This window comes from Micromonospora sp. CNZ296, assembly GCF_007827635.1.
The window spans coordinates 533,693-554,429 of record NZ_VISW01000001.1 but is presented as its reverse complement, the minus strand read 5'-3'; the positions used below and the strand labels follow the sequence as shown (position 1 = coordinate 554,429).

Genomic DNA, 20,737 nt, shown 5'->3' with positions numbered 1-20,737 from the left:
TCAGCTCCGGCGACTACCCGTTACTTGTTCCGTCAAACTCCGGGCGTGGCATGCTCTCCGGGTGGAGATCCGCACCGCCACGCCGGCCGACTGGCCGCTGATCTGGCCGTTCCTGCGTGCGATCGTGGCGGCCGGCGAGACGTACACCTGGCCCCGGGACGTCACGGAGCAGCAGGCCCGCAGGCTCTGGATGCCGGCCCCGCCGGCGCGGACGGTGGTCGCGGTGGCGCCGGACGGCGCGGTGCTCGGCTCGGCCAAGCTGGCGCCCAACCAGGGCGGTCCCGGCGACCACGTGGCGAACGCCTCGTTCATGGTCGCCCCGGCCGCCGCCGGGCGCGGCGTCGGCCGGGCGCTGGCCGCGCACGTGCTCGACGCGGCCCGGGCCGACGGCTACCGCGCCATGCAGTTCAACGCCGTGGTGGCCACGAACACACGGGCCGTCGAGCTGTGGCGGTCGCTGGGCTTCGAGGTGATCGGCCGGGTGCCGGAGGGCTTCCGGCACCCCACCCGGGGGTACGTCGATCTGCTGGTCATGTACCGGCGCCTGGACTGAGCCGGCTCAAGATTTGCGCAAGTTCCGCCGGCAACCGCTGTACCGGCCCAGCTCACACGGGATGCTGGTCGAACCGGCGTCGGCCGCAGCGGCCGCCCCCACGCCGGGAACCTGAACGGGGGATCGCGCTGGTGTCGGCAGCGCCGCCGGCGCAGCGCGATCAGGGGCCGCGTTGTCGTACCCCGGGCCTACGCTGACGCCCGTGACCGTACGCCTCAACCGCGCCGAGGCGCTCGCGCTGCGCATGACCGGCCTGCTGTTGCGCCCGCACCCCACCACCCGCCCGCAGGGCGTCGCCGACGTGGTCGAGTGGTTCGGCGCCATGCAGGCGCAGGACGCGGCGAGCGGGCTGTGGTCGCTCGGCGTACGCCTTCCCGGCGCCACCCAGGACGACGTCCGCGCGGCGCTGGAGCGGCGCGAGGCGCTGCGCACCTGGCCGATGCGCGGCACCGTGCACCTGGTCCCGGCGCGCGACGCGCGGTGGATGCTGGAGCTGACCGGGGTGCGGACGCTTGTGGGCATCGCCGGTCGGTGGCGGCAGCTCGGGCTGACCGTCGCCGACGGCGAGCGGGCCTGTGACGTGCTGGGCGCGGCGCTGACCGGGGGCGGCCGGCTCACCCGCGCCCGATGCGTTGCCGCGTTGCGCGCCGCCGGGCTGGACACGGGCGATCAGCGCGGCTACCACCTGCTCTTGTTCACCAGCCTGCGCGGCGTCACCTGCATCGCCCCGCACGTCGGCACCGAGCAGACGTTCGCGCTGCTCGACGAGTGGGCGCCCGAGCCGCACCGCCCGGAGCGGGACGAGGCGCTGGCGTTGCTGGCGCACCGCTTCGTACGCGGCCACGGCCCGGTGAGCCGGCACGAGCTGGCCCGCTGGACCGGCCTGACCGTCACCGACGCGACCCGGGCGATCACGCTGGCCGGTGACCTGCTCGCCCCGGTCGAGGTCGACGGCGAGCCGGCAGTGGTCGACACCGCGCTGCTCGACGCGCCCCGCGCGCCGGTCGACGACCTGCACACGCTGCCCGGCTTCGACGAATACCTGCTCGGCTTCAAGGACCGCTCGCTGATGCTCGACCCGGCGCACGCCGCCGCCGTGGTCCCGGGCAACAACGGGGTGTTCCGGTCGACTGTGGTGCGCGGCGGGCGGGTGGTCGGCACCTGGACGCGGACGCTCGGCGCGAGGGCGGTGACGGTGAAGGTGCAGCAGCTCGTGCCGTTCGACGCCGCGCTGCGCGCCCGGGTGGACGCCGCGCTCAACGCTTACGCCCGCTTCCTCAGCCTGGAGCTGCGCCACTCCTGGTGACCACGCCCCGCGGACCGGGCACGCTGAGCGGAACGCCATGGGTGTCAAAGCGGTGCCGAAGCACCCATGGCGTTCCACTCAGCCCGATGAGGGGCGGGGGCGGATCAGTCGGCCAGCGCGCCGGCGGAGCGGCCCTCGTGCAGCGTCAGATTGCGGCCGCTGCCCGGGTCGAACAGGTGGATCTTCTCCAGGTTGAACCAGACCCGGCGGGACTCGCCCTCGCGTACCGGCGACTCCGCCGACAGCCGGGTGACCAGGTTCGACCCGGCGCCGGCGAAGTCCGCCGCACCCGTGTCGGCGGCCAGCTCCTCCAGCTCGGCGGCGGTGGCCCGCTCCCCCTCGACGGTGAAGTAGACGTACTTGTCCGAGCCCATCGACTCGACGATGTCCACCGGCGCCTCGAACTCCATGCCCCGGCGGCGGGTCTCGTCGTCGATCAGCGCCGCGTCCTCGAAGTGCTCCGGGCGGATGCCCAGGATCAGCTCCCGGGGCGCGTCGCCGCCTTCCAGCTCGCGGCGGATCCGGTCGCCGACCGGCACGTCACCGAGCGCGGTCCGCAGCCGGCCGTCCTCCACGACGGCGTGCACGAAGTTCATCGAGGGCGAGCCGATGAACCCGGCGACGAAGAGGTTGCGCGGGTGGTCGTACAGCTCCTGCGGCGGCCCGACCTGCTGCACCGCCCCGCCCCGCATGATGACCACCCGGTCGCCGAGCGTCATCGCCTCGGTCTGGTCGTGGGTGACGTAGACGGTGGTGGTGCCGAGCTGCTTCTGGAGCCGCGACACCACGGTGCGCATCTGCACCCGCAGCTTGGCGTCCAGGTTCGACAGCGGCTCGTCCATCAGGAACGCCTTGGGCTGCCGGACGATCGCCCGTCCCATCGCCACCCGCTGCCGCTGGCCGCCGGACAGGTTGGCCGGCCTGCGGTCCAGCAGCGCGGTCAGCTCCAGCACCTTCGCCGCCTCGTCGACCTTCTGGTTGATGGTCTCCTTGTCCATCTTCGCCAGCCGCAGCGGGAACGCCATGTTCTCCCGCACGGTCATGTTCGGGTAGAGCGCGTACGACTGGAAGACCATCGCGATGTCGCGGTCCCGGGGCGCCTTGTCGTTGACCCGCTCGCCGCCGATGCGCAGCTCACCGGAGCTGATGTCCTCCAGCCCGGCGATCATGTTGAGCGTGGTGGACTTCCCGCAGCCGGACGGGCCGACCAGGATCACGAACTCGCCGTCGGCGATCTCCAGGTCGACGTCCTGTACGGCGGTGGTCCCGTCCGGGAACCGCTTGCTCACCTTGTCCAGCACGATGTCGGCCATTGCTACCACCTATCCCTTGACTGCGCCGGAGGTCAGACCGGAGACGATGCGGCGCTGGAAGAAGAGCACGAACAGGATGATCGGCACGGTGATCACCACGGCGGCGGCGCAGATCGCCCCGGTGGGGTCCTCGAACTGCGACTCGCCGGTGAAGAACTGCAGCGCCACCGGGACCGTGCGGGACCGCTCGGTCGAGGTGAGCGTGATCGCGAACAGGAAGTCGTTCCAGCAGAAGATGAAGACCAGGATGGCCGTGGTGAACACGCCGGGCGCGGCCAGCGGGGCGATCACCCGCCGGAACGCCTGTCCCTGGGTGGCGCCGTCCATCTTCGCCGCCTTCTCCAGGTCCCACGGGATCTGCTTGAAGAACGCCGACAGCGTGTAGATCGCCAGCGGCAACGCGAACGTGATGTACGGCAGGATCAGTCCGGGCCAGGTGTCGAACAACCCGAGCTGCCGCTCGATCTCGAACAGCGGCGACACCAGCGACACCTGCGGGAACATCGCGATCAGCAGCGAGACTCCGACCAGCAGCTTCTTGCCGGGGAAGTCGAGCCGGGAGATCGCGTACGCGGCCATCGTCCCGAGCACCACGGCGATCGCGGTGGCGATCAGCGCGATGCCGATGGAGTTGACCAGGGCCCGGACGAACTGGTCGGTGTCGAAGATGGTCCGGTAGTTGTCGAGCGTCCACTCCCGCGGCCAGAACTTGCCGTCGGTGAGCGTGGCCGGGGTCTTGAACGACAGCGAGGCGATCCAGAGCACGGGGACCAACGCGAAGACGACGACCACGACGTCCAGCAGGCCCCAGCGCAGCTTCGCCCGCGTGGTGGTTTCCACTGCCATGTCAGCGCCTCTCCCCATCGTCGCTGCCCGGGGCAGCGGTGCCGAACAGCTTCACGAACACGAAGGCGATGATCGCCACGGTGATGAAGATCAGCACCGACATCGTGGAGCCGATGCCGAGGTTCAGGCCCCGGATCAGGTTGTTGTAGGCGAGCATCGACACCGACGACGTCTCGTTGCCGCCGTTGGTGAGCACGAAGATGTTGTCGAAGACGCGGAACGCGTCGAGCGTGCGGAACAGCAGCGCGACCAGGATGGCCGGCTTCATCACCGGCAGCATCACCTTGGTGAACCGCTGCCACGCCGTCGCACCGTCGGTGGAGGCCGCCTTGAGCAGGTCCTCCGGCACCAGCGCCAGCCCGGCCATCAGCAGCAGCGCCATGAACGGGGTGGTCTTCCAGATCTCCGCCAGCATGATGATCGCCAGCGAGCTGGCCCGCTCGGTCAGCGGGGCGCTGCCGTCGAACAGGTTCGCCAGGTAGCCGGTGCCGGGCGTCCAGGCGTACCGCCAGGAGAAGGCCGCGACCACCGTGACGATGCCGTACGGGATCAGCGCGGCGGTGCGGACGATGCCGCGGCCGACGAGCGTCCGGTGCATGATCAGCGCCAGGCCCATGCCGAGCACCAGCTCGACCGCGACGGTGACCACCGTGATCAGCGCGGTCACCCCGAACGCGGTCCACCAGAAGTCGTTGGTCAGCACGGTGACGTAGTTCTCCAGGCCGACGAACTCCCGCTCGTCGGGGAAGCGCAGGTCGAAACGCTGCAGCGACAGCCAGACCGAGTACAGAATCGGGTACGCGGTGACCAGCACCATGACCAGCGCGGCCGGCGCGCACAGCAGCAGGCCGAGGCGCCGCTCGGCGCGCTTGTTGTCACTCAGCGGGGCGCGGGAGCCGCGCCGGGACCGCTGCTCCGGTACGGCGGCGTGCCGGCCGCCGGGCTGCTCGGCCTCGGCCTCGGCGGCGGCCTGCGCGCCGGCCGGGGTGGCGTTCACGCTCATGGCAGAACCCCCTTGGACTCCAGCGCGTCGGAGATCGCCTTGCGCAGCTCGTCAGCGGTCTGCTCGGGCCGGATCGCCGACGGCGGCGACAGGATCGCCGACATCACCGTGGAGATGCTCTGGTACGCCGGGGTCAGCGGCCGCACCGCCGGCTCCTTCAGCTCCTCCAGGATGGTCTCCTTCATCGGGTACGCCTCGGTCATCTCCGGGTCGTCGTAGACGGCCTCGATGGTGGGCGGCACGCCGTCGTTGACGGCGGAGAACTTCTGGTTCTCGGCGTTACGCAGGCAGCGGGCCGCCTCGAACGACTCCTCCGGGTGCTTCGAGTAGGTGCTGACCGCCAGGTTGACCCCGCCGATGGTGACCTTGCTGGGGGTGCCCGGGTCGATGCCCGGCACCCGGGCCCACTTGACGTTCTTCGCCAGCTCGGGGTTGGCCTCCTGGAGCGCCGGATAGACGAACGGCCAGTTCACCTGGAACGCGCCCTTGCCGGACTGGAACTCCAGCCGCACCGGGTCCTCCAGCGCGTTGCTGAACGACGGCGAGGTCACGCCCGACGTGGCGAACTTCTTGAGCTGGTCGAGTGCGCGTACCGCGCCGGCGTCCATCTCCGCCTTCTTGCCGTCGTCACTGAGGATCTTGCCGCCGGCGCTCTCGGCGAGCGTGTTGTAGAGCACCACCAGGCCCTCGTACTGGGCGCCCATGGTCAGCACCTGGTACGGCTTGCCCTGCTCCTTGAGCTGCTGGGCGGTCGAGATCATCTCGTCCCAGGTCTTGGGCGGCTGCGACACCAGGTCGGACCGGTACCACAGCAGCTGCACGTTGGTGTTCTTGGGCGCGGCGTAGAGCTTGTCCTCGTACCGGGCGGTGTCCAGCGGGCCGCCCAGCGTGCCCTGCTCGACCTCGGCCTTGTCCTGGCCGGTCCACTCCCGGATCCACTTCGCGCTGGCGAACTCCTGGGTCCACGTGACGTCCAGGCCGAGCACGTCCATCCCGTTGTCCTGCGCGGCGAGCCGCCGCACCATCTGCACCCGCTGCTCGTCGGCCTCGCGCGGCAGCACCCGGTAGTCGATCCGGTACCGCCCCTGGGCCTGCGTGTTGCAGGTGTCGACGACCTTCTGCAGGTTCTGCTCCGGCGGGTAGTACAGGTTGATCGTGGGGACGCCGCCGTCGCCGCCGGTTCCGCAGGCGGCCAGCGGGGCCACCAACGCGAGCGCGGCGGCCGCTGCCGCCGCGCGTCCGGCCGGCCGCCGTGCGGCCGTGTCGGGGACTGTCGTCATCACCCTCCCCCTCTCTTCGGCGAAGATCCGGGGAGTGAGCCGCGCCCCGGTGCACGGCGAGACGACCGGGGCATCGGCCCGATCGCCCGACGCCCCGGGCGTGTCGTGCGGCTGAACGTGCCCGACCTGCGACGGAGCGAAACATCACGGACATGTGACGGCGACGGCACGAACCGGGCCGGGGCGATCGACACGTCGTCCCACGTAGTGAAACGGCGAGGCTACCCAGCGTCAGCGGTCTGCACTAGCGTGGGGCTGGCTCCGTAGCCGGCGCGTCGCCGTCGACGCCGATGCGCCTCCGGCCGTCCCCCATCGCCCGCCCGATCGGTTGGTTCTGACGGGAAGTGCCGTGCGCGCGTTCCCCGGTTGGGCAGGATTCCCCCGAGGAGGTGCCGTCGTGCAGGACACCCGCGCTCTCGCCCTGACGTTCGAGGTGAGCGGCCTGCCCCCGGTCAAGACCGAGGCCCTGTCCATCTTCGCCGCCGGGCACCGGCAGGCGACGAGGGTCCGCACCCTGCTCCAGGCCGCCTGCACGGCGGCCCAGCGCACCGGGTGGACCCCGCTGACCGGGCCGGTCGAGGTGGACCTGACCCTGCGCTGTCCGCCCGGGCACCGCACCTCCGACGCCAGCACGCTGCTGGGCGGCGTGTGCGCGGTGCTCCAGGACAAGAAGCGGGTCTCCAGCATCGGTCTCGCCCACCTCGGGGTGCTGGTCGACGTCGCGCTCTGGTCCGACGACCGGCAGATCCGCCGGCTGTCGTACGTCGAGGAGCCGGCGGAGGATTTCTCGTATCGGGTCCGGGTGTCGGCCGTACCGACGATGGTTTGACCGACGTCCGCGGTGGGGTACCGCGGACGACGAGGAAGGGAGTGCCGATGTCGGAGCCACACGTCACGCTCGATCCGAGCGGGCTCGACCCTGTGCAGCAGAAGCTGCGCGGCCCGCTTGAGGATCAGCTGACCTCGGCCCTCCAGGCGGCCGCCGACCGGGTCCGCGCCGGCTACGCGGGCGAGCCGGTGGAGGACGTCTGCCGTCGGTTGCTCGACGAGACCCGCTCCGGCCTGCACCCGGACATCGCGGCCGGCTTCCAGCCGGACATGGACGAGTTCTGCCGGGTGGCGGTGGCGATCGTGCGGGGCGAGCTGACCTGAGTCACCGACGTCACGAGAATTGAGTACCCGTACCGATGGCGGGGCCGCCCGCGGCGACGACAATTCTCCCCGTGCGAACTCGAATCATGGTCGTTCTTGCCGTCCTCGGGCTGGCCGGGCTGATGGCGACCACCGGTTGTTCCCTGCGGCAGAGCATCTGCGGCAGCGACGAGTACCCGGTGATCGCGGTCGGCCCGCAGGGCGGCAGCTCCTGCGTGCCGGACGGTGAGGAACCGACGCCGCCGTACGTGCGCTACCCGGAGGGCAAGGTGCCGAAGCACGTCGACGACGAGTGGGACGTCTACTGGCGTACCCACGGCATCGACGAGAACAACAACATCATCGACCGCTGACCCGTCGGCCCGCACCGGTCCCGCCGGTGCGGGCCGCGTCAGCTCCGCCGCACGTCGACCGAGACGACGTGCGTGCCGTCCGGGCGGTCGCCCTCCCCCAGCCGCACCGGCAGCCGGCCGCCCTCGGGCGGTCGCAGGCCGAGCCCGAAGCTGAGGTGCCCCTCGAAGTCGCCGGCCACGGCCCATCCGCGCAGCGTCGGGAAGCGGATGGCCGCCGGTGGCAGGTCCGCCGTACCGCCGCCGCGGGCGTCGTGCGCCTGGGCCGGCTCGAAACGCACCGACAGGTACGCCGTGCCGGGCAGCGCGACCGGTGCTCCACGCCCCTCGGTCACCACCTGCGGCACGTAGGCGACCTCGTAGGACGGTGTGGGTCCGCGGAAGGCGAACGTGATCCGGCTGAACCCCTCCGCCGGGTGGTCGCCGACGTCGACCGCCACCAGGACGGGCAGCGGTTCCCCGGGCGGCGGGGTGACCGGCACCCGTACCCGATGGGTCACCCGGGCGGGGCCGCCGGGCACCGCCCAGCCCCAGGTGACGCGCCAGGATCCGGCGGTCGACGCGGCCTCGGTCGGCACGGGCGGGGTGGGCGTGGCTTCCGGCGCATCGGTCCCGGCCGGCGCGGACGCCGCCGCGACCGTCGGGGTGGGCGCCGGGGACGCGCCGTCGTGGCCGGTCGCCGTGCAGGCCGCCGCGAACAGCACGACCAGGCCGGCGAGCAGCGGTACGCGCTGAGGTGTCATGACTCAGTGTCGCTCCGTGACCGGCCCGCGCACCAGAGGTGTCCCACCGGCAATCCGGGCGGCGGTGAGGGGTGCCGGACGGGTCAGGACCGGGTCCGCAACTCCCCGGTCCTGACCCCGGCCGTCCGGTTCGGTAGCGGTCTGCGCCGCGGGAACGCGGCAGGCGTGGCACGACGCCTTCCGCCGGGCTCCGCACGGCGAGCCGGTATGCCCGCACTCAGCTCCACGGTGCTCTTACCACCGGACTCCGGTGCGCCCCCGTCTCACCCCGACGAGACGTGGGCGCCGGCTCAGGTTAGGCGCGTCCGCGCAGGCCGGACAAGCGATGACCGGCGACCGCGCTTGTGATTGATGTCTATGCCGAATTGCGGCATGTCGGCGTAACGGGGTCAGCCGGTTTCGCGCTGTTCGACTTCGAGACGCGGACTGCGCCCGGCCGGTCGCGGCGGGACGGTCCGGGCCGCGACGGCCCCGGCGACGAGCGCCAGCGCGGCCACGTGCAGCGCCCGGATGCCCGCCGGGGCGGGGACGCCGGCCGCCGGCAGCGCGGGCATCAGCAGCGCGCCGAGCCCGGTGACCGCCAGCGCCACCCGCCAGAACACCAACGGGTTCGCCTCCGGCACGGGTTCGCGTACGCCACCGGTCCGCACGCCGCGGCGGGCCTCGGAGACGGCCAGGACGACCACCAGCAGCGCACCGGCGAGACCGGCCACCACGTCCACGAACCGGTACCAGTACACGCCGGTCACGGCGTGGAAGTCGGCGATCCCCAGCAGCCGGGGCAGCCGCTCGCTGTCGCTGACCCGGTCCCACGCCACGTGGCTGAACGCGCCGATGAGCACCGAGCAGACGGTGACCTGCCAGGGGTGGCGTACCCGGGCCAGGCTCGCGTACCAGGGCCAGCCGAACAACCGCTGCCCGGGCAGGTGCACCGCAATGCCGGCGATCACGCGGCGCACCACCCAGGCGTACACGAGAGCGACCGGCAGGCACCACCAGAGCAGGCCGCCGAGCGTATGCGTGCGCAGGTTCTGGGCCGGCGCCGTGCCGGTGAACAGGTACGCGACGTCCGGCGCCACCGCGCCGGTGCACAGCGCCACCCCGTCGAACCAGCCCGGCCGCCACAGCTTCAGCGGCAGCACCGGCGCCAGGTGCGACGGGAAGGTCAGCGGCACGTCCCGGACGTTACCGGCCCGGTCAGAAGTGGTGGACCAGGTCGGGGAACGCGGCCAGCCGGATCACCCACTGGTCGGACGGGTCCAGCTCGTCGTGCTCCAGGACCCACGTGTTCTCGTTCGGGATGAAGACCGCGTTCATCCCGGCCGCCCGCGCGGGCAGGATGTCCGAGCGCGGCGAGTTGCCGATCATCCAGGCGGCGGCCGGGTCGAAGGCGTGCTCGCGGGCCAGCCAGCGGTAGGTGTCCGCGTCCTTCTCCGGCACGATGTGCGCGGCGCGGAAGTGGTGCAGCAGCCCGCACGCGTCCAGCTTGCGCTGCTGCTCCTCGCGCTCGCCCTTGGTCAGCAGCAGCAGCTCGTGCCGCCCGGCCAGGTCGTCGAGCGTCTCGGCCACGCCCGGCATCAGCTCCACGTGGTGCCCGACCAGCGCCGCGGCGAGCTGCTCGATCTCGGTGCGCTCCCGCGCGGTGGCCGGACGCTCGCGCAGCTTCTCCAGGCACTCGCCGAGGCTGCGCAGGAAGACCTTGCTGCCGTAGCCGTGCGCAACGGCGTTCGCGCGCTCGATGTCGTCGAGCACCGCGCGGATCCGGGCCCGGTCCAGCGTGGGGTGGTCGAGCCAGGTGAGGAAGTCGTCGATGACGCGCTCGAACAGGACGTTGTTCTCCCAGAGCGTGTCGTCGGCGTCGAAGACCAGCACGGCGGCGTCCCGGCGCGACGGCATCGCGTCCCCCTCCCCCTCGCGGACCTCGCACACCGTACTGTCCGACCGCCGGACGGGCCACGCGGATTATCCGGTCGGCGGCCCGTTACCGGCGGCTACCCGACTGCGGAATCCCTGGTCCGACGGCATGCTTCGGCCATGACGATCTCACCCGATCATCCACCTGGACGACGGCGCCGGCGGCGCGCCGCCGTCGCGGTGGCCGCGACGCTCGCCGTCGCGGGCGCGGCGCTGCCGGGATCCCCGGCGCTGGCCGTCAACGCCTCACACACCACAGAGGTCGGCACCAACCCGGTCGACTGGACGCCGCACGCGCTGGACGGCACCGTCCACCGCATCCTCCAGATCGGCACCCGCGTGTACGTGGCAGGCACGTTCACCAAGGTGCGCAACGCCGGCCAGTCGGCCCAGCTGGCGATGCCCCGGCTGGTGGCGCTGGACGCGACCACCGGCCGGATCGACACCACGTTCCGGCCGCAGGTCAACGGCGCGGTCAAGGCGCTCGCCGCCGCGCCGGACGGCCGCTCGCTCTACATCGGCGGCGCGTTCACCACTGTCAACGGCACGGCGGCGTCCCGGCTGGCCCGGATCGACGCGGCCACCGGCGCCCGGGTCGCCGGTTTCACCACGCCGGCGCTGAACAACCAGGTGAACGACGTACGCCTGGTCGGCAACCGGCTGATCGTCGGCGGCGCGTTCCAGACCGTCGGCGGGGTGACCCGGCGTGCCCTGGCGGCGGTGAACGCCACCACCGGGGCGGCCGACGCGTCGGTCAACCTGAACCTGGCCGGCCCGCGCAAGACCACGTCCGGCGCCACCGCGCCGGTGAAGGTCGAGGCGCTGGACGTCTCCGCCGACGGCACCCGGCTGGTGTTCGCCGGCAACTTCAGCACGGTGGCGGGGGTGGCCCGGCACCAGCTGGCGGTGGCGAACCTGTCCGGCGCGGGCGCCACGCTCTCCGGCTGGGCCACCGACCGCTACCAGCCGCAGTGCGCGCGGTCGATGCCGTCGTACCTGCGCGGGGTGGACATCTCCCCGGACGGCACCTGGTTCGCGGTGGTCACCACCGGCGCGGCGTTCCCCGGCACGCTCTGCGACGCCGCGGCACGCTTCGAGTTCGGTACGGCCACCGGCGGCAAACAGCCGACCTGGGCCAACTACACCGGCGGCGACACGCTGCTGTCGGTGGCGGTGACCGGCACGGCGGTCTACGTCGGCGGGCACCAGCGCTGGCTGGACAACCCGCAGGGCCGCAACTCGGCCGGCCCGGGCGCGGTGTCCCGGCCGGGCATCGGGGCGATCCACCCGACCACGGGCAAGGCGCTGCCCTGGAACCCGACCAAGGACCGCGGGGTGGGCACCGGCGAGCTGTACGCCACCGACCGGGGTCTGTGGGTCGGCAGCGACACGGTGACGGTGGCCGGCGAGTACCACGCCCGGCTGGCGTTCCTGCCGCTGCCGTGAGCGTGCGGGGCTCGGCGGGGCTTCCCGTCGCGCCCCGCGCGTCAGCGACGCAAGGTGAGGGTTCGGCCGCGTCAGCGACGCAAGGTGAGGGTTCGGCCGCGTCAGCGGCGCAAGGTGAGGATCAGGTCGGCGACCAGCGCGGTCCACCCGGTCTGGTGCCAGGCGCCCAGGCCGGCGCCGTTGTCGCCGTGGAAGTACTCCGGGAAGCAGATCAGGTCGCGCCAGTCCGGGTGCGTCTGGAACAGCTGGGCGGCCCCGTAGATCGGCCGCCGACCCCAGCCGTCGCGGGTGAACAGCGAGATCAGCCGCGCGGACAGGTCGTCGGCGATCTCGTCGAGCGTGCGCTTCACGCCGGACCGGGTCGGGTACTCGACCTGGAGGTCGTCGCCGAAGAACGCGGCGTAGTCGCGCAGCGCGCTGATCAGCAGGAAGTTCGTCGGCATCCAGATCGGGCCGCGCCAGTTGGAGTTGCCGCCGAACAGGCCGCTGGTCGACTCGGCCGGCTCGTAGCCGACGCTGAACTCCTGCCCGCCGAGCGTGACGGTGAACGGCTTGTCCAGGTGGGCCCGGGACAGCGTGCGCAGCCCGTACTCGGAGAGGAACTCGTCGGTGTCGAGCATCCGGGCCAGCAGCCGTACCACCTGGTCCGGGGCGACCATCGACAGCAGCCGCTGCTGACGGCCGTCGGGCCCGATCCGGCGGGCGCCGATCACCTCGGCGTACTCGGGGCGGTTGGTGAGGAACCAGCGCAGCCGGGCGCCCAGCTCGGGCAGCCGCCGCATGGTCCGGGCGGTGAGCCGGGTGACGGCTGCGAGCGGCAGCAGCCCGACCACCGAGCGCACCTTCAGCGGCACCTTCGTCCCGTCGGCCAGGCGCAGCACGTCGTAGAAGAACGCGTCCTCGGCGTCCCACAGCCCCTGGTGGTACGCCGCCGCGGCGATGTACGCGAAGTGCTCGAAGAACTTGGTGGCGGTGTCCACGTACGCACGGTCGTGCTCGGCCAGCACGATCGCCATGTCGAGCAGGTTGAGCGCGTACATGGCCATCCAGCCGGTGCCGTCGGACTGCTCCAGCACCCCGGCGACCGGCAGCGCGGCCGAGCGGTCGAACGGGCCGACGTTGTCCAGCCCGAGGAAGCCGCCCTCGAAGACGTTGTTGCCGCCGGTGTCCTTGCGGTTGACCCACCAGGTGAAGTTGAGCAGCAGCTTGTGCATCACCCGGGCGAGGAACTCGTGATCCCGGGAGCCGTCGATCTCGAAGACCTTCAGCGCGGCCCAGGCGTGCACCGGCGGGTTCACGTCCCCGAACGCCCACTCGTACGCCGGGATCTGCCCGTTGGGGTGCAGGTACCACTCGCGCAGCAGCAGGAGGATCTGCTCCTTGGCGAAGCCCGGGTCGACCCGGGCGATGGTGACGCAGTGGAAGGCCAGGTCCCAGGCCGCGTACCAGGGGTACTCCCACGGGTCCGGCATGGAGATCACGTCGAAGCTGTTCATGTGCCACCAGGCGCTGTTGCGCCCGTGCCGGCGGCCGGACGGCGGGGGCGCGGAGCCGGGGTCGCCGGCGAGCCAGCGTTCGACGTCGAAGTGGTAGAACTGCTTGCCCCACATGAGCCCGGCGATGGCCTGGCGCGCGACCAGGGCCTCGTCGGCGGTGGCGGCGGCCGGGATGACGCTGTCGAAGAACCGGTTCGCCTCGGCCCGGCGCGCCCAGAGCACGGTGTCGAACCCGTCGCCCAGGTCGGCCGGGGCGGGTGGCGCGGCGGCCGGCGGCGGCGCGGTACGGGTCAGCCGCAGCCGGATCTGCCGCTGCTCGCCAGCCGGTACGTCCAGCACGTAGTGCAGCGCGCCCTTGGTGCCGGTGCGGTCCGGGTTGACGGTGGCCGCGCCGGCCACGACGTGGTCGTTGATGCCGTCCTTCGGGTACGCCGACCGCCCGGGTAGCCCCCAGAGCCGCTCGGCGTTGGTCTCGTTGTCGCACAGCAGCGGCACCGGGTCGCCGTCGCCCTCCAGCAGGATCTGGCCGAGCACCCAGTGGTCACCGACGAGCCGGGCGCCGCCCCGCTCCCCGGCCTCCTCGCCGGTCAGCTTCGGCATCCGGTCGGTGCCCGGCAGGCCCCACGCCCAGGTGTTGCGGAACCACAGCGTCGGCAGCACGTGCAGCGTCGCGTCCTCGTCGCCCCGGTTCGCCACTGTGACCAGCACGCACATGTCCGTCGGCGACGCCTTGGCGTAGTCGACAGTCACCGCCCAGTACCTGTCGTCGTCGAAGATGCCGGTGTCCACCAGCTCGTACTCGGTGTCGTCCCGGCCGCGCAGCGCGTTCACCGCGACCAGCTCGTCGTACGGGAAGGCGGCCTGCGGGTAGTGGTAGCGCCAGCGCATGAAGGAGTGCGTCGGCGTGCTGTCGAGGTACCACCAGTACTCCTTGACGTCCTCCCCGTGGTTGCCGCCGTCGCCGCCGAGGCCGAACATCCGCTCCTTGAGGATCGGGTCGCGCCCGTTCCACAGCGCGAGCGCGAAGCAGAACGTCTGCCGGTCGTCGCAGACGCCCGCCATGCCGTCCTCGTTCCACCGGTACGCTCGGGACCGCGCGTGGTCGTGGGGGAAGTAGTCCCACGCCGTGCCGTGTTCGCTGTAGTCCTCCCGGACCGTCCCCCACGCCCGCTCGGACAGATAGGGGCCCCATGCGCGCCAGTCCTGCTCCCCGGCGTCGGCCTGGGCGAGCCGGTGCCGCTCGGGGTCGGGGGACGCGGAGGTCGACCGGTCGGTGATCACTGGCACATCTTCGACGCCGCCGGGGTACATCTCCACAGCGGCCATTGTCGCCGTGGCATGTCACACCTCGCTGCCGGTGGAGGAAAGTTGATCGACATCCGTTTCGGGCCGCGGGTCTGCGGCGAGCTGTCCGCCGCCGCCGCGCGGGAATGGCTGGTCACGGACGGGCGCGGCGGGTACGCCATGGGCACCGTCGCCGGACTGCGTACCCGCCGGTATCACGGGCTGCTCGTGGTGGCCGGTGACACGCCGGCGTCCCGCAAGGTGGGACTCGTGAGCCTCGACCCGGCGGTGACACTGCCGTCGGGGCGGCAGGTCCGCCTCGGCGCGCACGAGTGGTCCTCCGGCGTGGTCGACCCGCGCGGCTTCGAGCTGCTGGAGCGCTTCGACCTGGCCGACGGGGTGCCCCGCTGGCGCTGGCGCATCGGCGACGTGGTGATCGAGCGGGAGATCGCCATGACGTACGGCCGTTCCTGCGTGGCGGTGGTGCACCGGCTGATCTCCGGCGGCCCGGTGCGGCTGGACCTGGCCGCGGCCTGCACCTGGCGCGACGCGCACGGCGAGCGGCGCGCCGACGGCCCGGCGCCCCGGCTGGAACCGGCGGCCGGCGGCGCGGTGATCGACGGCGCGTACCGCCTGGCCGGGCCGGACTGGACCCCGGAGGGGCAGTGGTGGCACGGGGTGCGCCACCGGACGGAGGCCGAGCGCGGCCTGCACCCGGACGAGGACCTCTGGTACGCGGGCCGGTTCACCGGCGCGCTCGACGAGCCGGGCGCGACCGTGTCGGTGCTGGCCTGGGCGGACGAGCTGGCCGAGGAGCCGCCACCGGCGACCGCCGTGGTCGAGGCGGCCCGGCGGCGCAGCCGTGCGGTGGTCGCGGCGGCGGAACCCGGCGACGCGGTCGAGGCGACGCTCGCGCTGGCCGCCGACGCGTTCGTGGTACGCACCGCCACCGGCCCCGACGTGGTCGCCGGCTACCCCTGGTTCGGGGCCTGGTCGCGGGACACGATGATCTCCTACGAGGGCCTGTTCCTGTGCACGAACCGGGCCGACGAGGGCCGGGACCTGCTGCGGGCGTACGCGGCCACGCTGAACGAGGGCATGCTGGCGAACACGGCCGACACCGGCCGGGTCGAGTACAACACCGTCGACGCGACGCTGTGGTTCCTGCACGCGGTCCACCGCCACGTCACAGTCACCGGCGACACCGACCTGGGCGACGAGCTGCTGCCCGCGCTGCACGGCGTGGTCGAGGCGCACGTGGCGGGCACCCGGTACGGCATCGGCGTCGACCCGGCCGACGGGCTGCTGGCCCAGGGCGGCCCGCCGGACGTGGCGCTCACCTGGATGGACGCCCGGGTGTACGGGGTGCCGGTGACCCCGCGTACCGGCAAGCCGGTCGAGGTCAACGCGCTGTGGATCAACGGGCTGGCCGGGCTCGCCGAGCTGACCGAGCTGGCCGGACGCGACGCCGCCGGGCTGCACGCCCTGCACCACCGGGCCACCACCGCATTCCGGGAGCGGTTCCCCGCCCCGGCCGGCTGGCTGCACGACGTGGTCGACGCCCCGGCGCCCGCGTACCCGCTCGGCGGGGCCGCGCACCACGACGACGACCTGCTGCGTCCCAACCAGCTGCTCGCCTGGTCCCTTCCGCACGCCCCGCTGGAGCCGGACGAGGCCACGCTACGACGGATCACCGAGGCGCTGTTCACCCCGCTCGGACCGCGCAGCCTCGCCCCGGACTCCCCCGGCTACACCGGACGGCACCGGGGCGGGCCCGCCGAGCGGGACTCCGCGTACCACCAGGGCACCGTCTGGCCGTGGCTGACCGGGCCGCTGCTGGACGCGTACCGCCGGGCCGGGCTGCCCACCGACGACCTGCTGGTGGGGCTCGTGGGCCACCTCGCCGAGGACGGCCTGGGCTCGGTGAGCGAGACAGCCGACGGCGCGGCGCCGCACGCGGCCACCGGATGCCCGTTCCAGGCGTGGTCGGTGGCCGAGCTGCTACGCGCCCGGCGGATGCGCCGGTAACGCGTTACAGACCGGCAACCGGCGCGTCGCCGCCGGTTATCGACCCCTCGGCAGGATGGGCGGCGACCCCACCCGGCACCGCGGCGACGCCGCCGGGGTGGGGACGCCACAACTCAAAGGGGGCCGCGTGTCAGCTGACGCCGAAGTGATCGACATCCAGCCCGCCCGGCGCCTGCGGTTGCTGCTGCTCTCCTGGGAGTACCCGCCGGTGCTCGTCGGTGGCCTCGGCCGCCACGTCCACGCGCTGTCAGTGGCGCTTGCCGCCGCCGGGCACGAGGTCACAGTCGTCACCCGCCACGCCGAGGGCGCTCCCCTGGAGGAGTACGCCGACGGCGTCCGCGTCGTCCGCGCCGCCGAAGATCCGGTCCGGTTCCCGCTCGCCACCGATTCGCTGCTGGCCTGGACGATGGCGTTCAACCACACCCTCACCCGGGCCGCGCTGCGCGCCGCCTCCTCCGGCACCTACGACGTGATCCACGCCCACGACTGGCTGGTCGCGCACACCGCCGTCACGCTGGCCGAGCACCTGGACGTGCCGCTGGTGACCACCATCCACGCCACCGAGGCGGGCCGGCACCAGGGCTGGCTGCCGGAGGAGATGAACCGCACCATCCACGGCGTCGAGCACTGGCTGAGCAACGCCTCCGGCCGGGTGATCGCCTGCTCCGGGTACATGCGTGACCAGGTGGCCCGGCTGTTCGGCGTACCGGCCGGACGCATCGACGTGGTCGCCAACGGCGTCGACGACCGGGCCTGGCGGGCGCGGCCGCACGCGGTCGCCTCCGCCCGGGCACGCTTCGCCGCGGGCGGGCCGCTCGTCGGGTACGCCGGTCGGCTGGTCTACGAGAAGGGCGTGCAGCACCTCGTGCACGCCGTGCCGCACCTGGCGAAGCGGCACCCCGGCCTGCGGGTGGTGATCGCCGGGGACGGGCCGTACCGCGACGAGCTGGTCGACCAGGCGCGGCGGCTGCACGTGGGAGACACGGTCCGGTTCGCCGGTTTCATGGACGCCACCCAGCTTCCCGCGGTGCTCGCCGCCACCGACGCCACGGTGATCCCCAGCCTCTACGAGCCGTTCGGCATGATCGCGCTGGAGGCGGCTGCGGCCGGAGCGCCGCTCGCTGTGGCGCGTACCGGCGGGCTGGCCGAGATCGTCGAGCCCGGCGTCACCGGGGTGACGTTCCCGCACGGCGACCCGGACGCGCTGGCCGGCGCCGTCGACCGGCTGCTCGGCGACGAGGTCTTCGCCCGGCGGGTGGCGCGCAAGGCGCGCAGCATGGTCAGCCGGCGCTACACCTGGTCGGCGATCGCCGCCCGGACCGCCGCCGCCTACGCCACCGCCCGCCGCGACCACGACGCGTTCCAGACCCGCCGGGCCACCGCCCTGCTGGCCGGTGACCGGTCCCCGATCGCCGTCCCCGAGGGGAACCTGCTCGCCGGCGCGGCGAGTTAGGAACAGGACGCGCTGACATGCGATAGGTACCGTCCGATCCGTTGGCTATTGTGGACCACTGACCAGCGGTGAGGAGTGCGGTGCAGGAGGTAGTGATCGCCGGGCGGTACCGCCTGCTCGAACTGGTCGGCCGCGGCGGGATGGGCCAGGTCTGGCGGGCGCGCGACGAGGAGCTGCAACGCGAGGTCGCGGTGAAGCAGGTCGTGCCGCCGAACTGGCTCGCCGAGAACGAGCAGGACGAGCTGCGCGCCCGTACGCTGCGCGAGGCGCGGACGTCCGCGCGGCTCAACCACCCCAACGTGGTGCGGGTCTACGACGTGGTCCGGGTCCAGGGCGAACCCTGGCTGATCATGGAGTACGTCCCGTCGCGCTCGCTCCAGGAGATCATCGAGACCGACGGGCCGCTGCCGCCCGGCCGGGCCGCCGAGATCGGCCTGTCGGTGCTCGCCGCGCTGCGCGCCGCGCACGACGCCGGGGTGCTGCACCGGGACGTGAAGCCCGCGAACGTGCTGCTGGCCCGGGACGGGCGGGTGCTGCTCACCGACTTCGGGCTGGCCGTGTTCCAGGGCGGCGACGGCGCGATGACCCGGCCCGGCCTGGTCCTCGGCTCCCCCCAGTACGTCGCACCGGAGCGGGCCGCCGAGGGTGTGTCGAGCGTCGAGGCGGACATGTGGTCGCTCGGTGCCACGCTGCACGCCGCGGTGGAGGGCCGCTCCCCGTACGCCCGCAGCACCGCGATGGCCACGCTCGCCGCGCTCGCCACCCGGCCGCCCGACCCGGCCCCGCACGCCGGCCCGCTGGCGCCGGTGCTGGCCGGGCTGCTGCGGCGCGATCCGCGTACCCGCCTGGGGCACCGCGAGACGGCCCGCCTGCTCGGCGTCGCCGCGGTGTCGGAGGCCGACGCGGAGGCCGCCGGCTCTGCGGGCCGTACCACCGCTGCGTCGTCCGACCGGCCGGCCGGCGGCCGCGATGCCGACGTCCCGGCGGGTGACGAGCCGGGGTCACCGGGGAACCCGGCGGCTCCGGGCGGCATCTACCCGGACCTGATGCCGCCGGCCGCCGCCGCCCGCGCGTGGAGCCGGGCGGCGAAGCGCAGCGAGTGGGCCCCGCCCGCCGAGGGCGACCGCGCGCCACCATCCGGGGACGCGGCCGGCGCGGCTGGTCCGGCCGGTCCCTCCGGTACAGCCGGGCGCTCCGTCCCGGCCGCCCGCGCGGAGGCAGGGAGGACGTCGTCCCCGGCCGGCGGCTCGGGGGCGGTCGGGCGCGTGGACGCAGGCGGTCCCCCGTCCCCGGGCAGCCGGTCGGATGCGATCAGCCGTCCGGACGCGAACGGCGGCTCGGGTGCGGTCGGCGGCTCGGGTGTCATCGGCGGCCCGGCCGCGGCCGATGGCTCGGGTGCGGCCGATGGCTCGGGTGCGGTCGGCGGCTCGGGTGCGGTCGGCGGCTCGGGTGCGGTCGGTCGCTCGGCGGCGGTGGGCCGGGCGGCGCCACCGGGCCGCGCCCGGACCGGTGACCCGGAGCGGAGCCGGACCGGTGACCCGGAGCGAGGCCGCACGGGTGAGCCGGAGCAGGGCGCCCCGGACGCGACCCCGGACCCGCGCCGGAGCGGGCCGGCCCGCCCGGGTCCGATCAGCCTCGGCCCCACCGTCCTCACCAGCTTCGTCGACCCGGGCAGCCCGGCCGGCCCCGAGTCGGCGCCCCGCGCCGACGCCCTCAGCCCGGTGCACATCGTCGGCCACGGCGCCGCGCCGGTCGCCAAGCCTCCGCCGGTCGCCCACAGCGGACCGGTCGACAGCGGCGCGGTACATCCCGCCCCGCCCCGGCCCGCCGGGGTACCCCGCCCCGCCGATCCCCCGCTCACCTCCGGGGACGGGAACCCGCTGCACCGCTGGGGACTGGTGCTGGGAGCCGTGCTGCTGGCCGTGGTGACGGGTGTGGGCACCGCGCTGGCGATCACCAGTGGTCGCGACGAGACGCCGCAGGCGGGCAGTTCCACCGAGGCCGTCGCCCGCCCCTGGGACCGCCCGCCCGGGCCGGGCGTGCCGCCTCCGCCGTTCCCCTGCGTCCGGCCCGACGTGGCTGGCACGCCGGTCCGCAAGGGGCCGCCACCGGACGACCCGCCGGTGACCGTTCCGACCGGCTGGGTCTGGCCCGCCGACACCGGCGGCTTCCGCATCGCCCTGCCCGCCGGCTGGCTGCAACTGCGCTCCGGCGACACCACCTGCTTCCAGGACCCGGAGACGCGGCGCATCCTGGGCGTCGAGCCGTACCCGGGCGGTGATCCGGTGGGCCGGCTGAAGTCGTCCGAGCGGGATCTGACCTCGGCCGGCCGGCTGCCGCATTACCAGAAGGTCCGGCTGGAGTCCGACGGTCCCGGCGCGGCGTGGGAGTGCCGCTGGACCGCGCCCTACGGGGAACGGATGCGCGCGTTGCGTGTCCTGCCCGGCGAACGGGCCGGCTGGACGCTCGGCTGGACCACCTCCGACGCCGACTGGCCCGCCGCCTCGAAACAGTTCGCCGTCATCCGCGCGAGCCTCGGCACGGTCCGGCCCACCCGTACCGCGGGCTGA

17 protein-coding genes are annotated in these 20,737 nt (G+C 73.4%); 9 read left to right on the top strand and 8 right to left on the bottom strand.

Going from position 1 to position 20,737, the window contains the following annotated elements; all coding sequences use genetic code 11:
* Window positions 1–61 precede the first annotated feature (61 nt).
* Together FB455_RS02525 and FB455_RS02520 are read left to right on the top strand one after the other, a co-directional pair.
* Window positions 62–553: a GNAT family N-acetyltransferase gene (locus FB455_RS02525; RefSeq protein WP_013287305.1), complete on the top strand. Its 492-nt coding sequence runs from the start codon at window positions 62–64 to the stop codon at window positions 551–553.
* Window positions 554–755: 202 nt separating this feature from the next.
* Window positions 756–1,859: a winged helix DNA-binding domain-containing protein gene (locus tag FB455_RS02520; RefSeq protein WP_013287306.1), complete on the top strand. Its 1,104-nt coding sequence runs from the start codon at window positions 756–758 to the stop codon at window positions 1,857–1,859.
* A 104-nt stretch (window positions 1,860–1,963) separates the two neighbouring features.
* Here FB455_RS02520 and FB455_RS02515 read toward each other — a convergent pair whose 3' ends face one another.
* Genes FB455_RS02515 through FB455_RS02500 form a run of 4 tightly spaced genes read right to left on the bottom strand, consistent with a single transcriptional unit; the run spans window position 1,964 to window position 6,301 of the window.
* Window positions 1,964–3,172, bottom strand: coding sequence for an ABC transporter ATP-binding protein (locus tag FB455_RS02515; RefSeq protein ID WP_013287307.1), 1,209 nt, complete (start codon window positions 3,170–3,172; stop codon window positions 1,964–1,966).
* 9 nt (window positions 3,173–3,181) lie between these two features.
* The gene (locus FB455_RS02510; protein ID WP_013287308.1) at window positions 3,182–4,018 is read right to left on the bottom strand and encodes a carbohydrate ABC transporter permease; all 837 of its coding nucleotides are present in this window, start codon (window positions 4,016–4,018) and stop codon (window positions 3,182–3,184) included.
* A gap of 1 nt (window position 4,019) precedes the next feature.
* The gene (locus FB455_RS02505; protein ID WP_013287309.1) at window positions 4,020–5,021 is read right to left on the bottom strand and encodes a carbohydrate ABC transporter permease; all 1,002 of its coding nucleotides are present in this window, start codon (window positions 5,019–5,021) and stop codon (window positions 4,020–4,022) included.
* On the bottom strand, window positions 5,018–6,301 hold the full coding sequence (locus tag FB455_RS02500; protein ID WP_013287310.1) for an ABC transporter substrate-binding protein: 1,284 nt from the start codon (window positions 6,299–6,301) through the stop codon (window positions 5,018–5,020). Before FB455_RS02500 ends, FB455_RS02505 begins: the two co-directional genes overlap by 4 nt.
* 397 nt (window positions 6,302–6,698) lie before the next feature.
* On the opposite strand from FB455_RS02500, the gene FB455_RS02495 reads away from it, so the two are divergent.
* The 3 genes from FB455_RS02495 to FB455_RS02485 all read left to right on the top strand — a co-directional run bounded on the left by FB455_RS02495 (window position 6,699) and on the right by FB455_RS02485 (window position 7,806).
* Window positions 6,699–7,130 (top strand): RusA family crossover junction endodeoxyribonuclease, encoded by a 432-nt coding sequence (locus FB455_RS02495; protein ID WP_013287311.1) that lies wholly within the window; start codon window positions 6,699–6,701, stop codon window positions 7,128–7,130.
* Between the two features lie 47 nt (window positions 7,131–7,177).
* Window positions 7,178–7,453 (top strand): hypothetical protein, encoded by a 276-nt coding sequence (locus tag FB455_RS02490; RefSeq protein WP_013287312.1) that lies wholly within the window; start codon window positions 7,178–7,180, stop codon window positions 7,451–7,453.
* 71 nt (window positions 7,454–7,524) lie between these two features.
* Window positions 7,525–7,806, top strand: coding sequence for an SCO0607 family lipoprotein (locus tag FB455_RS02485; protein ID WP_225319692.1), 282 nt, complete (start codon window positions 7,525–7,527; stop codon window positions 7,804–7,806).
* A 38-nt stretch (window positions 7,807–7,844) separates the two neighbouring features.
* Here FB455_RS02485 and FB455_RS02480 read toward each other — a convergent pair whose 3' ends face one another.
* The 3 genes from FB455_RS02480 to FB455_RS02470 form a co-directional block, all read right to left on the bottom strand.
* Window positions 7,845–8,546, bottom strand: a complete 702-nt coding sequence (locus tag FB455_RS02480; protein ID WP_013287314.1) for an AMIN-like domain-containing (lipo)protein — start codon at window positions 8,544–8,546, stop codon at window positions 7,845–7,847.
* Window positions 8,547–8,935: 389 nt separating this feature from the next.
* A complete protein-coding gene (locus FB455_RS02475) occupies window positions 8,936–9,721 on the bottom strand; it encodes a DUF4184 family protein (RefSeq protein ID WP_013287315.1) in 786 nt (261 codons plus the stop codon).
* Between the two features lie 22 nt (window positions 9,722–9,743).
* The gene (locus FB455_RS02470; RefSeq protein WP_013287316.1) at window positions 9,744–10,442 is read right to left on the bottom strand and encodes an HAD family hydrolase; all 699 of its coding nucleotides are present in this window, start codon (window positions 10,440–10,442) and stop codon (window positions 9,744–9,746) included.
* A 138-nt stretch (window positions 10,443–10,580) separates the two neighbouring features.
* Here FB455_RS02470 and FB455_RS02465 point away from each other — a divergent pair, with 138 nt between their 5' ends.
* On the top strand, window positions 10,581–11,906 hold the full coding sequence (locus FB455_RS02465; RefSeq protein ID WP_244879642.1) for a hypothetical protein: 1,326 nt from the start codon (window positions 10,581–10,583) through the stop codon (window positions 11,904–11,906).
* A 101-nt stretch (window positions 11,907–12,007) separates the two neighbouring features.
* On the opposite strand, the gene FB455_RS02460 is transcribed toward FB455_RS02465, so the two are convergent.
* Window positions 12,008–14,728 (bottom strand): MGH1-like glycoside hydrolase domain-containing protein, encoded by a 2,721-nt coding sequence (locus FB455_RS02460; RefSeq protein WP_013287318.1) that lies wholly within the window; start codon window positions 14,726–14,728, stop codon window positions 12,008–12,010.
* A 42-nt stretch (window positions 14,729–14,770) separates the two neighbouring features.
* Here FB455_RS02460 and FB455_RS02455 point away from each other — a divergent pair, with 42 nt between their 5' ends.
* From FB455_RS02455 to FB455_RS02445, 3 genes are all read left to right on the top strand, one after another.
* Window positions 14,771–16,714, top strand: coding sequence for an amylo-alpha-1,6-glucosidase (locus tag FB455_RS02455; RefSeq protein ID WP_013287319.1), 1,944 nt, complete (start codon window positions 14,771–14,773; stop codon window positions 16,712–16,714).
* A gap of 127 nt (window positions 16,715–16,841) precedes the next feature.
* Window positions 16,842–18,167, top strand: coding sequence for a glycosyltransferase family 4 protein (locus FB455_RS02450; RefSeq protein ID WP_232236721.1), 1,326 nt, complete (start codon window positions 16,842–16,844; stop codon window positions 18,165–18,167).
* Window positions 18,168–18,247: 80 nt separating this feature from the next.
* Window positions 18,248–20,737 carry a serine/threonine protein kinase gene (locus tag FB455_RS02445; protein ID WP_013287321.1) on the top strand — a complete coding sequence of 830 codons (2,490 nt, stop codon included), beginning with the start codon at window positions 18,248–18,250 and terminating at the stop codon, window positions 20,735–20,737.